The sequence below is a fragment of the Cellulomonas hominis genome (assembly GCF_005239125.1).
GTDB lineage: Bacteria > Actinomycetota > Actinomycetes > Actinomycetales > Cellulomonadaceae > Cellulomonas > Cellulomonas hominis_A.
The window spans coordinates 1-12,214 of the sequence record NZ_SZYE01000119.1 but is presented as its reverse complement, the minus strand read 5'-3'; the positions used below and the strand labels follow the sequence as shown (position 1 = coordinate 12,214).

The following is a 12,214-nucleotide window of genomic DNA, read 5'->3' as shown; positions in this document are numbered from 1 at the left end:
CCCGCGTCGCGCGTCGCCGCGCGGCGGGTGCGGCCCGCGGGGCGCTCGCCGCCGCCGGCGCGCTTGGCCTGGATGGCGTCGACCAGGTCGCTCTTGCGCATCCGGGAGGTCCCGGTGACGCCGAGCTCGGCCGCCAGGGCCTGCAGCTCGGGCATGCGCATGGCGGAGACGGCGCCACCACGGGCGGAGCCGCCGGAGGCGCTGCTCACGGCCGGCTCGATGGTGTCTGTCACGAAGGACCCTTCCCCCTCGTCGGGGACCGTCGCCCACGGTCGGGGCGCACGGTCCGCGTCCGGCCCTCAGTCGGGTCCGGCGCGTCGGTGAAGCCGCACGGGTCACGCCGATCGCGTCGACTCGCGTGGGCTGGATCGCTCCCGGGCTCGTCTCCTGAGCGACGCTGCACCGGAAAAAGGCTGTGCGGATGTCAGGACGAGACCCGGGGAACGGCGCCCAGCATAGCACCGGGCCGGGTCGATCAGGGCAGTCTCCGGGCCTCCGCACCGGCGGTGTCGATCGCGAGCGGGACGATGCGCCAGCCGCCCATCACCCCGCCGAAGACCTGCTGCAACGCGGCGTCCGCATCGGTGGGCCGGCCGCCGTCCTCGCCGGGCGCCCCGGCGGCGCGCGCGAGCACGAGGACCGTCGGACCGGCGCCCGACACGACGGCCGCCACGCCCTGCGCGCGGAGCGCGTCGACGAGCGCCAGGCTCTCGGCCATGACGGGACGCCGGTAGCCCTGGTGCAGCCGGTCCTCGGTGGCCGGCAGCAGGAGGTCCGGGCGGCGGCCGAGCGCCTCGACCAGCAGCGCCGCGCGGCCCGCCTGGAACGCGGCGTCGCCGTGCGGCACCTGCGCGGGCAGCACCCCGCGGGCGTGCGACGTCGACAGCCGGCTCGACGGCACCACTGCCACCGGCGCGACGTCCGGGTGCACGGCGAGCCCGGCCGCGCGCACCGCGTCGCCACCCTCGGACCACGCCACCGTCGCGCCGCCGAGCAGCGCGGGCGCCGCGTTGTCCGGGTGCCCCTCCAGCTCGGTCGCCAGCCGCAGCACCACGTCGTCGTCCAGCGACTCCGGCTCCGCGACCAGCGCCCGCGCGGCCAGCAGCCCGGCGACCACCGCGCCGGCCGACGACCCGAGGCCGCGGCCGTGCGGGATCCGGTTCCGGCAGGTCAGGTGCAGGCCGGTCTGCGGCGCACCGACGTGGTCGAGCGCGTGCCGCAGCGCGCGGACGACCAGGTGGTCGTCGCCGGACGGCACCTCGTCGGCACCCTCCCCCACGACGTCCACGACCACGTCGGCGGAGCCGAGGGCGCGCACCTCGACCTCGTCGTGCAGCGCCAGCGCGAGGCCCAGCGCGTCGAAGCCCGGGCCGAGGTTCGCGCTCGTCGCCGGGACGCGCACCCGCGCCCGGTCGGCTCCCAGTCGCACGGCGGGCCTCAGCCGAGGCCGAGCGCGGTGGCGATCTCGACCACGTCCGGGCGGACCCGGGTGGTCTCGACCTCCGTGCCGTCGGCCGTGCGGAGCGCCCACTGCGGGTCCTTGAGGCCGTGGCCGGTCACGGTCACGACGATGCGCGCGCCCGCGGGGACGCGACCCTCCTGCGCGAGGCGCAGGATCCCCGCGACGCCCGCGGCCGACGCCGGCTCGACGAACACGCCGACCTCCGCGGACAGCACACGGTGCGCGTGCAGGATCTCGTCGTCCGTGACGGCCTCGATCAGCCCGCCCGACAGGTCGCGCGCGGCCTCGGCCTGCGTCCACGACGCCGGGTTGCCGATCCGGATCGCGGTGGCGATCGTCTCGGGCTCGGTGATCGGGTAGCCGTGCACGATCGGGGCGGCCCCGGCGGCCTGGAAGCCCCACATCGCCGGGGTGTGCGTGGCGACCGGGTCGAGGTCCGCGCCGGCGTCCAGGCCGGCGTACTCGCGGAAGCCCTTCCAGTACGCGGTGATGTTGCCTGCGTTGCCGACGGGCAGCGCGTGGATGTCGGGGGCGTCGCCCAGCGCGTCGACGATCTCGAACGCGCCGGTCTTCTGGCCCTCGATGCGGTCCGGGTTCACGGAGTTCACCAGCTCGACCGGGTACGCCTCGGCGAGCTTGCGCGCGGCGACCAGGCAGTCGTCGAAGTTGCCGTCGACCTGGAGCAGCGTGGCGCCGTGCGCCACCGCCTGGCTGAGCTTGCCCATCGCGATCTTGCCGTCCGGCACCAGCACCGCGCAGACCATGCCCGCGGCGGTGGCGTACGCGGCGGCCGACGCGGAGGTGTTGCCGGTGGACGCGCAGACGACGGCCTTCGCGCCGCGCCCCGCGGCGGCGGACATCGCCGTCGTCATGCCGCGGTCCTTGAACGAGCCGGTCGGGTTCATCCCCTCGACCTTGACGAACACCTCGGCCCCGGTGAGCCTCGACAGGGCGGGCGCCTCGACGAGCGGCGTGCCGCCCTCGCCGAGGGTGACCACGCGCTGCTGGACGTGCGCGGGCAGGCGGTCGGCGTACTCGCGGATCACGCCGCGCCACTGGTGTGCCATCAGGCTCCCTCGACTCGCAGGACGGAGACGACCTCGCGGACGGAGCCGAGGTCGCGGATCGCGGCGACCGTGGCCGCGAGCGCGGCCTCCGGCGCCTCGTGCGTGGTGATGACCAGCCGGGCGACGCCGGGGGCGTCGGCGCCGTCGGCCGCCTGGTCGGCGGGGGCGGCGTCGGCGGGCGACTGCCGGACGGCCTCGATCGACACCCCGTGCTCGGCGAGCACCGCCGAGACGTGCGCGAGCACGCCGGGCCGGTCGTCCACGTCGAGCCGCACCTGGTAGCGGGTGCGCGCCGACTCGGCGGGCAGCACGGGCAGGGCCGCGTACCAGGACTCGGCGGGGCCGCGCCCGCCGTGCACCCGGTGCCGCGCGGCCGAGACGACGTCGCCGAGCACCGCGCTCGCCGTCGGGGCGCCGCCCGCGCCGCGGCCGTAGAACATGAGCTCGCCGGCGGCCTCCGCCTCGACGAACACCGCGTTGAAGGCGCCGCGCACGCCCGCGAGCGGGTGGCTCAGCGGCACCAGCGCGGGGTGCACCCGCACCTGGACGCCCTCGGCGCCGTCGGCGGTCGCGCGGCGGTCCGCGATCGCGAGCAGCTTGATGACGTGGCCCGTGCGCGCGGCCCACGCCACGTCGTCCGCCGTCACCTGCATGATCCCCTGGCGGTCGACGTCGTCGATCGACACCCGGGTGTGGAACGCCAGCGAGGCGAGGATCGCCGCCTTCGCGGCGGCGTCGAAGCCCTCGACGTCCGCCGTCGGGTCGGCCTCCGCGTAGCCGAGCGCCTGCGCCTCGGCCACCGCGTCGGCGAGGTCGAGGCCCTCGGTCGCCATCCGGTCCAGCACGTAGTTGGTCGTGCCGTTCACGATGCCGAGCACACGGTGCACGCGGTCGCCGGTCAGCGACTCCCGCACGGGGCGCACGAGCGGGATCGCGCCGGCCACGGCGGCCTCGAAGTACAGGTCCACCCCGGCGGCGTCGGCCGCCTGGTAGAGGGTCGGGCCGTCCTCGGCGAGCAGCGCCTTGTTCGCCGTGACGACCGCGGCGCCGTGCTCGATCGCGCGGAGCAGCAGCCGGCGCGCGGGCTCGATGCCGCCGACCACCTCCACGACCACGTCGGCCTTCGCGACCAGACCCTCGGCGTCGGCGGTGAGGAGCGCGCGGTCCACCACGGCGTCCCGGGGCGCGTCCACGTCCCGCACGGCCACGCCGACGAGCTCCAGCGGCGCCCCGACCCTCGCGGCGAGGTCGGACGCCTGCGTCGTGAGCAGCCGGACGACCTCCGTGCCGACGACGCCGCAGCCGAGCAGGGCGACGCGCACCGCGGGGCGGCCGGTCGCGCCCGGGGCGGGCGAGGTGGGGCTGACGGACTCGTCGCGTGCGGTCACCGCATGCACCTTCCGATCACGCCCGGTCCGACCCGGGCCTGCAGGGGTGGGGTCCGACGCAGGGGCGCCCGACGGACCACAGGATAGGGGGGCCGCATCGGCGGGCGGCCTCGTATCCACACCGTGGGCGCGGCGGTCCGGCGACCGCCCTGCCCAGGGTGACGCGATCGAGGACCGGACGTCCGACGACTCGATCTCGGGCGACCCGGAGTCGCATGTCAGGCGTCCGGCTCCGGTCGCGCCACGAGCGCCGACAGCCGCTGCTCCAGCCCGTCGAGGTGGTCACGGACGACGCCGCGCACGACGTCGGCCTCGATCCAGAGGTACCCGTGCGCGATCCGGTTCCGCAGCGAACGGATCTGCGGCCACGCGCGGTCGCACGCGGCGTCACGATCCCCAGGGGGCATCTTGCCGATGCAGTCGAGCGCGCTGGAGAGGTGGAGCGCCACGGCGTCGAGCGCCACCCCCGCGTCGAGGCCGTAGTCGCCGACGTAGCGCCGGATCAGCGCGAGGTGCTCGAGCGCGTCGTCGGCCAGGTCGGCCGTCGTCCGCCTCATAGCGCGATCGCCTCCACCGTGCGCGCGACCCGCGGCTTCAGCATCCGCGCCGGGACCACGTCGACGGGCCGCCCCAGCAGGTCGGTGAGCTCGACCTCGAGACGAGCGAGGTCGAACAGGCTCACCTCCGGAGCCAGGTCGACCAGCAGGTCCACGTCCGACTCCGGGCCGTCCTCGCCACGTGCGACCGACCCGAACACGCGCACGTTCGACATCCCGTGCTTGTCCGCCGTCGCGACGATCGCGTCCCGCTGCCGGCCGAGCACCCGGTCCAGCATGGTCTCGGACCGCGGGCCCGGTGGCGCCCCGCCGTGCCCGTCCCCCGGCGCACCGTCCACCGCCACGTCGGCGGTGGCCCGCACCAGGTCCGCTGGCGGCCGCACGGCGGCCCCCCGCCGCAGCAGGCGCGCCACCTCCGGCTGGCTCCGTCCGAGCGCCGCCGCGATCCGCCGCTGGCTCCACCCGAGGTCCGCCGCCTGCCGCGCCGCGAGCACCAGCGCGCGCGACGCCTCCGCCCGCAGCCGGTCGGCGCGCGTCGCCGCCTCGCCGAGGTACGCCGCGAACGCCGCCTCCAGCGCGGTCGTCCCGTCCTGGTCCCTGTCGACCATCCCGATCACCTCCGATAGCAGAAGCTATCGGCGGGGCGGACCACCCAGTCCCGGCCCGGTCACCTACGCAACGCCGCCCGCCGGCGTCGCTCAGCCGAGGTCGAGGGCCAGCAGGTCGTCCTCGGTCTCGCGACGCACCAGCACCCGCGTCGCCCCGTCGCGCACGGCCACCACGGGGGGCCGCGGCACGTGGTTGTAGTTGGACGCCATCGACCGCCCGTACGCCCCGGTCGCGGCCACGGCCAGGAGGTCCCCCGCCGCCACGTCGGCCGGGAGCTGCACCTCGTGCACGACGATGTCGCCGCTCTCGCAGTGCTTGCCGACCACCCGCGCGAGCACCGTCTCGGCCGCGCCCTCCCGGGACACGACCGCCGCGTGGTAGTGCGCGCCGTACAGGGCGGGCCGGATGTTGTCGCTCATCCCGCCGTCGACCGAGACGTACAGCCGCGACCGGCCCTCGTCGAGGGACACCGGCTTCACGGTGCCCACGGTGTACAGCGTCAGGGTCGTCGGCCCGACGATCGCCCGGCCCGGCTCGAAGGACAGCCGCGGCAGCGGGGTGCCCAGCGACGCGCACGTGGCGTCCACCGCGGCGGCGATCTCCTTCGCGATCCGGTCGACGTCCAGCGGGACCTCGCCGGGCAGGTAGGCGATGCCGAACCCGCCCCCCAGGTCCACCTCGGGCACCAGGTAGCCGGTGCGCGCGGCCAGGTCGGCCCGCAGCCCGAGCACCGACTGCGCCGCCACCGCGAACCCCGCGGGGTCGAGGATCTGCGAGCCGATGTGGGAGTGGATGCCGAGCAGCCGCAGCTCGGGGTGCCGCAGCACCAGCCGGAGCGCGGTGAGCGCCGGGCTGTCCCCGCCGTCGGCGGGCGTCGCGACCGACAGGCCGAACTTCTGGTCCTCGTGCGCGGTCGAGATGTACTCGTGCCCGCCCGCGTGCACCCCGGTCGTCACGCGCACCATCACCGGCGCGGGTGCCGCACCCGCCCCGCGGGCGCGCACGGCGGCGGCGACCCGCTCGACCTCGCCGAGCGAGTCGACGATGATCCGCCCGACGCCCGCGTCGAGCGCCCGGGCGATCTCGGCGTCGGACTTGTTGTTGCCGTGCAGACCGAGGTCCGCACCCGGCACCCCCGCCCGCAGCGCGACCGCGAGCTCGCCGCCGGTCGAGGTGTCGACCCGCAGCCCCTCCTCGTGCGCCCAGCGGGCGACCGCGACGGAGAGGAACGCCTTGCCCGCGTAGTACACGTCGACGCCGGCACCGACCTCGGCGAACGCGCCCTCGAACGCCGTGCGCAGGGCCCGCGCCCGGGCCCGGAAGTCGGCCTCGTCCAGCACGTACGCAGGGGTGCCCTGCTCGGCGGCGAGGTCGCGCAGGTCCACGCCCGCGACGCGCACGGCCCCGTCGGCGCCACGGCCCGCGTGCGCGGGCCAGGGCAGCCCGAGCGGGGCCGCCGCGCCGGACGGGCCGCCGGTCACATGCGCTCCGGCGCGCTCACGCCCAGCAGCGCCAGGCCGTTCGCGAGCACCTGGCGGGTGGCGTCGTTCAGCCACAGGCGGGTGCGGTGCACGTCGGACACCTGCTCGTCGCCGAACGGCAGCACCCGGCGCTGGTCGTACCACTTGTGGTACGCCCCGGCGAGCTCCTCCAGGTACCGGGCGACGCGGTGCGGCTCGCGCAGCTCCGCGGCCTGCGCGACGATGCGCGGCAGCTCGGCGATCTTGCCCAGCAGCACCGACTCGGTCGCGTGGTCGAGCAGCGACGCGTCGAAGCCGTCCTCGCGGCGCACCCCGGCGTCGGCGGCGTTGCGGGCCACCGAGCACGTGCGGGCGTGCGCGTACTGCACGTAGTAGACCGGGTTCTCGTTGGTGGCCCGGGTCAGCAGGTCGAGGTCCAGGTCGATCGAGGAGTCGGCCGACGACCGCGCCAGCGAGTACCGCGCCGCGTCCACGCCGACGGCCTCGACCAGGTCCTCGAGGGTGACGACCGTGCCGGCGCGCTTGCTCATCCGCACCGGCTGGCCGTCCTTGACCAGGTTGACCATCTGCCCGATGAGGATCTCGAGGTTGACCCCCGGGGTGTCGCCGAACGCGGCGCACATCGCCATCATGCGGCCGATGTACCCGTGGTGGTCCGCCCCGAGCATGATGATGACGCGGTCGAACCCGCGCTCGCGCTTGTCCAGGTAGTACGCCAGGTCGCCCGCGATGTACGCGGCGTCCCCGTCGGACTTGATGATGACCCGGTCCTTGTCGTCGCCGAAGTCCGTGGTGCGCAGCCAGGTGGCGCCGTCGGCCTCGAAGATGTGGCCGTTCTCCCGCAGCCGGGCGACCGCGCGCTCGACCGCCCCCGTCTCGTGCAGCGTGTCCTCGTGGAAGTACACGTCGAAGTCGACGCCGAACTCGTGCAGCGACTGCTTGATCTCGCCGAACATGAGGTCGACGCCCCGCGCGCGGAACGCCTCCTGCGCCTCGGCGTCGGGCAGCGTGCGCGGGTCGGGCTCGCCGGCGGCGAGCGCCTGGGCGATCACGGCGTCGGCGATGTCGGCGATGTACTGGCCGCCGTAGCCGTCCTCCGGCGCCTCCTCGCCCTTCGCGCGGGCCAGCAGCGAGCGGGCGAACCGGTCGATCTGCGCGCCGTGGTCGTTGAAGTAGTACTCCCGGCCGACCCGGGCGCCGGACGCCTCGAGCACGCGGGCGAGGCTGTCGCCGACCGCGGCCCAGCGCACGCCGCCGATGTGGATCGGGCCCGTCGGGTTCGCGGAGACGAACTCGAGGTTGATCGACTCGCCGGCCAGCGTCTCGTTGCGCCCGTAGGCGGGGCCGGCGTCGACGACCGAGCGCGCGAGCTCGCCCGCCGCGGCGGCGTCGAGGGTGATGTTGAGGAAGCCGGGACCGGCGACGTCGACCTTCGCCACACCCGGCGCGTCCGCGAGCCGGCGCGCGAGCTCCTCGGCGAAGGCGCGGGGGTTCGTGCCCGCCTTCTTCGCGAGCTGCAGCGCCACGTTGGTCGCCCAGTCGCCGTGCTCCCGCTGGCGGGGTCGCTCCACGTGCACGGTGGCGGGCAGGTCGGCGGCGTCCAGGGCGAAGGTCCCGTCGGCGACGGCGCCCGCGAGGGCGGCGCGCAGGGACTCGGAGAGCTCAGCGGGGGTCACCGGACAAGCGTAGCGACGCGCCGGGGCTGCCCCGCACCGCGGTTCAGGGCGTCGTCGCCCGCGGGCCCCAGGTGTCCTCCAGCATCACCGGCCGGCAGGCCACGGTCGCCGCGCCGAGCAGCACCACGAGCGTCCCGAGCAGGAACAGCAGCGCGGCGGTCCAGGTCCCCGTCGCGTCGTACAGCGCGCCGACCAGCAGCGGGCCGGTCCCCGCGATCGCGTACCCGACGCCCTGCGTGAACCCGGACAGCGACGCGGCCCCCGCCGAGGTGCGGGTGCGCAGGTTGATGAGCGCGAGCAGCACCGGGAACGCCCCCGGCCCGATCCCGCCCAGCAGCACCCACAGCCACACCGGCCCGCCCGGGGACACCAGCAGCCCGACGTAGGACACCGCCCAGCAGGCCACGAACCCCACGACCAGCCCGATCGGGTTGCGCATCCGGGCCGCGGCGATCGGCGCGACCAGCGCCGCCGGCAGCCCGAGGATCGCGAACACGAACAGCCACACGCCGGCGGCGTGCGCCGACGTCCCGCCGTCGACGAGGATCTGCGGCAGCCACGCGAACATCACGTACGAGTCGAGCGAGTTCATCGCGAACGTGATCGCCATGCCCCACGCCAGCGGGCTGCGCCACACCCGGCCGCCCGACCGGTGCCGGGAGGTCAGCGCGGGCGTCGTCGCGGGCGCCCGGCGCAGCAGCCCGGACAGGTGCTGCCGGGCGGCGGCCGACCGGACGACCACCACGACCCACGGCACCGCGGCCAGCACGCCGACCACCGCCCACACCGACAGCGCCGTCCGCCAGCCGAGCCGCTCGGCCACCGGCAGCGCCAGCAGCGCGGGCAGCGCCGTGCTGAACGACATCGTCACGGAGTAGATCGACGTCACGACGCCGATCCGGTCCGGGAAGTACCGCTTCACCACGGGCGGCAGCAGCACGTTGCCCATGCCCATGCCCGCCAGCGCGATCACCGACCACCCGAGGAAGCCCGCCGCCGACGTCGACGACGACCGCACGACCTCGCCGGTGACCGACAGCAGCATCGCCGCGACCAGCAGCGGCTCCAGCCCGACCCGGCGGGCGAGCACCGGCGTCAGCGAGCCGAACGCCGCGAACGACGCCACCGGGATCGTGCCGAGCAGGCCCGCCTCGGTCGGCGACAGCGACACGTCCGCGCGCACCAGGTCGAGGATCGGCGACACCGAGGCCACCGCGATCCGCAGGTTGAGCGCGACCAGCACCACCCCGAGCAGCACGACCCGGCGGCCGCGCCAGGGCGCGACGGTTCCGGCGGACGGAGCGGTGGGCGACATGCGGCCTCGGTTCTGCACGGGAGACTGCGCGCGTCGGCGGGCGCTGGCGGACGGGTGCCCCGGTCGTGTTGAATCGCGGCACAACTGACCAGGGAGACTACCCCGCATGACGCGACGCACCGGACTCATCGACGCGACGGTGGCGCAGCTCCGAGCGCGCATCACCTCGGGCGACTGGCCGGTCGGCACCCGCATCCCGCCGGAGCCCGCCCTGGTCGAGCTGCTCGGCGTCGGCCGCAACACCGTGCGCGAGGCCGTGCAGTCCCTGGTGCACGCCGGCCTCGTCGAGCGCCGCCAGGGCTCGGGCACCTACGTGCTGTCCACCTCCGAGCTCGCCGTCAGCATGGGCCGCCAGATCGCCGACGCGCGGCAGCGGGACGTCGTCGAGGTCCGGCGGAGCCTCGAGGTCGAGGCCGCCCGGCTCGCCGCCCGCCGCCGCACCACCGCCGACGTCGCGACCATCACCCGCCTGCGGGACCAGCGCGCCGAGGCCTACCGGTCGGGCGCGCTCGACCGGATGGTGGCCGCCGACCTCGCGCTGCACCGGGCGATCGCCCGCGCCGCGCGCAACCCCGTGCTGCTGTCGCTCTACGAGAACCTGATCGACGCGATCACCGACAACATCCGGTTCAACTTCGCGCAGATCCTGCAGGACGGCGACAACCACGACGGGCTCGTCGAGGCCATCGCGGCCGGCGACGACGCGCGGGCGGTGGCGGAGACCAGCGTGTACCTCTCCGGGCTGCTCGGGGAGGACTGAGAGCCTGGTAGTCTCGTGCACCGCGCCGCTCGATCGCGGGTGGCGCGACGCGGTACCCCGCCCTCGTAGCTCAGTGGATAGAGCGTCTGCCTCCGGAGCAGAAGGTCGTAGGTTCGAATCCTATCGAGGGCACCAGCACGCAGGCCCGGCCCCTGAGGGACCGGGCCTTCGTCGTCCCCGGCGCGGGGCCGTCGGTCGTCCGCCGGGTCAGCGCGGCGCGCGCGGCAGCGACCGCGTCGCAGGCTCCGCGAACTCCAGCGTGATCCGCAGGTGCCGCAGCTCCCGCTGGTCGAGCACCCGGCCCGCACCCTCGTAGTGGATCGACTCGGCGTCGATCAGCTCGAGCCTGGCCATCGGCGCGTCGACCAGCACCGTCTCCGTCGTCGTGTCCTCGACGCGCAGGCTCCCCCCGGTGCCCTCGATGCGGACCGTGTGGCCGCGCAGGTCGACCGCGCGCAGCAGGGCGCGGCTCGCACCGTCGCGCAGCAGGATCCGGGTCGGTCGCAGCACAGGGGGTCCTTCCGGGGTGAGCGGCGTCGGCGGGCACGCAGGGGAAGCGCATGCCGACCGTTCGTCCGATCGGCACGCACCAGGGCACTTGTGAGGACTTCGGCACGGGCGCGACCGGACGACGTCGTCGGGTCGACGCGTCGCGTCGCGGCGGCGCGGCCGGTCGGCCGGCGTCGCCCCTAGGCTGCGGGGGCGGCGCCGCACCGGTCGCCGACCGCACCGCACCCGGAGGACCCGCACCCGTGCCCCCCGCCTACGCCGCGACGAAGCGCGCGAGCTACGCCGCCTACGTCGTCCAGGCCGTCGTCAACAACCTGGCGCCGCTGCTGTTCATCGTGTTCCACACGCGTCTCGACATCCCCGTCGCCCAGCTCGGCACGCTCGCCGCCCTGAACTTCGGCGTGCAGCTCCTCACCGACCTCGCCGTCATGCGCGTCGTCGACCGGGTCGGCTACCGCGTGCCGCTCGTGCTCGCGCACGTCCTCGCCGCCCTCGGCCTCGTCCTGCTCGCCGTCCTGCCGTTCGTCGCCCCGGACCCGTTCGTCGGGCTGTGCGCCGCCGTCGTCGTCTACGCCGTCGGCGGCGGGCTGCTCGAGGTCCTGGTCAGCCCCGTCGTCGAGCACCTGCCCACCCCGGCCGAGTCCAAGGCCGCCGGCATGGCCCTGCTGCACTCGTTCTACTGCTGGGGGCAGCTCGCCGTCGTCGTCGGCACCACCGCCCTGCTGGCCGTCCTCGGCGAGGGCCTGTGGCCCGTGCTGCCCGTCCTGTGGGCGGTCGTCCCGCTGGTCAACATGGTCGTGTTCCTCCGCGTCCCCCTGCCCGACACCGTCGCGGAGGAGGACCGGACGCCGCTGCGCTCCCTGCTCGGCACGCCGCTGTTCCTCGCCGCGCTCGTGCTCATGATGACCGGCGGGGCCGCCGAGCTGACCATGGCCCAGTGGTCGTCGTTCTTCGCCGAGCAGGGCACCGGCGTGAGCAAGCAGGTCGGGGACCTGCTCGGCCCCGGCCTGTTCGCGCTGCTCATGGGCGCGGGGCGGTTCGCCTACGGGATCTGGGGGCAGCGCGTGTCCCTGCGGCTGCTGCTCGTGGTGTCGTCCGCCGGCGCCGGCCTCTGCTACGTCGTCGCCGCGACCGTCGCCGTCCCCGCCGTCAGCCTGCTCGCCTGCGCGCTGTGCGGCCTGTGCGTCGCCCTGCTCTGGCCCGGCACCTTCTCCCTCACCGCCGCGCGGTTCCCGATGGGCGGCGCCGCCATGTTCGCCCTGCTCGCGCTCGCCGGTGACGCCGGCGGCACCCTCGGGCCCTGGGCCGCGGGCGCGGCCGCCGGGGCGGCCGACGGGTGGCTCCAGCCGTTCGCCGCGGCCCTGCCCGGCGACGGCGGCACCGGGCTCC

Annotated in this window: 12 protein-coding genes and 1 tRNA gene; 3 read left to right on the top strand and 10 right to left on the bottom strand. The window is 75.7% G+C overall.

Features of this window, described 5'->3' with window-relative positions:
• The 9 genes from FA014_RS13550 to FA014_RS13510 all read right to left on the bottom strand — a co-directional run.
• The coding region (locus FA014_RS13550) for a Rho termination factor N-terminal domain-containing protein (RefSeq protein WP_195969293.1) at nt 1-233 on the bottom strand (233 nt) is incomplete at its 3' end.
• Nucleotides 234-475: 242 nt separating this feature from the next.
• Complete coding sequence (gene thrB, locus FA014_RS13545; RefSeq protein ID WP_154730193.1) at nt 476-1,429, bottom strand: homoserine kinase; 954 nt, start codon at nt 1,427-1,429, stop codon at nt 476-478.
• Nucleotides 1,430-1,437: 8 nt separating this feature from the next.
• On the bottom strand, nt 1,438-2,529 hold the full coding sequence (gene thrC / locus FA014_RS13540) for a threonine synthase (RefSeq protein ID WP_154730192.1): 1,092 nt from the start codon (nt 2,527-2,529) through the stop codon (nt 1,438-1,440).
• Nucleotides 2,529-3,917 carry a homoserine dehydrogenase gene (locus tag FA014_RS13535; RefSeq protein WP_154730191.1) on the bottom strand — a complete coding sequence of 463 codons (1,389 nt, stop codon included), beginning with the start codon at nt 3,915-3,917 and terminating at the stop codon, nt 2,529-2,531. Before FA014_RS13535 ends, thrC begins: the two co-directional genes overlap by 1 nt.
• A gap of 218 nt (nt 3,918-4,135) precedes the next feature.
• Complete coding sequence (locus FA014_RS13530; RefSeq protein ID WP_154730190.1) at nt 4,136-4,474, bottom strand: HepT-like ribonuclease domain-containing protein; 339 nt, start codon at nt 4,472-4,474, stop codon at nt 4,136-4,138.
• Nucleotides 4,471-5,082: a nucleotidyltransferase family protein gene (locus FA014_RS20735; RefSeq protein WP_230323145.1), complete on the bottom strand. Its 612-nt coding sequence runs from the start codon at nt 5,080-5,082 to the stop codon at nt 4,471-4,473. Before FA014_RS20735 ends, FA014_RS13530 begins: the two co-directional genes overlap by 4 nt.
• A 90-nt stretch (nt 5,083-5,172) precedes the next feature.
• Nucleotides 5,173-6,564 carry a diaminopimelate decarboxylase gene (lysA, locus tag FA014_RS13520; RefSeq protein WP_154730189.1) on the bottom strand — a complete coding sequence of 464 codons (1,392 nt, stop codon included), beginning with the start codon at nt 6,562-6,564 and terminating at the stop codon, nt 5,173-5,175.
• A complete protein-coding gene (gene argS / locus FA014_RS13515; RefSeq protein WP_154730188.1) occupies nt 6,561-8,240 on the bottom strand; it encodes an arginine--tRNA ligase in 1,680 nt (559 codons plus the stop codon). The genes lysA and argS overlap by 4 nt, the downstream gene beginning before the upstream one ends.
• 43 nt (nt 8,241-8,283) lie before the next feature.
• Nucleotides 8,284-9,555 (bottom strand): MFS transporter, encoded by a 1,272-nt coding sequence (locus tag FA014_RS13510; protein ID WP_154730187.1) that lies wholly within the window; start codon nt 9,553-9,555, stop codon nt 8,284-8,286.
• 106 nt (nt 9,556-9,661) lie between these two features.
• Here FA014_RS13510 and FA014_RS13505 point away from each other — a divergent pair, with 106 nt between their 5' ends.
• On the top strand, nt 9,662-10,315 hold the full coding sequence (locus FA014_RS13505; RefSeq protein WP_154730186.1) for a FadR/GntR family transcriptional regulator: 654 nt from the start codon (nt 9,662-9,664) through the stop codon (nt 10,313-10,315).
• A gap of 59 nt (nt 10,316-10,374) precedes the next feature.
• Nucleotides 10,375-10,450 (top strand) — tRNA-Arg (locus FA014_RS13500).
• A 72-nt stretch (nt 10,451-10,522) separates the two neighbouring features.
• On the opposite strand, the gene FA014_RS13495 is transcribed toward FA014_RS13500, so the two are convergent.
• Entirely contained in the window at nt 10,523-10,825 is a 303-nt protein-coding gene (locus FA014_RS13495) for a hypothetical protein (protein WP_154730185.1), read from the bottom strand.
• A gap of 242 nt (nt 10,826-11,067) precedes the next feature.
• Here FA014_RS13495 and FA014_RS13490 point away from each other — a divergent pair.
• On the top strand, nt 11,068-12,214 hold a 1,147-nt coding region (locus tag FA014_RS13490), incomplete at its 3' end, for an MFS transporter (protein WP_154730184.1).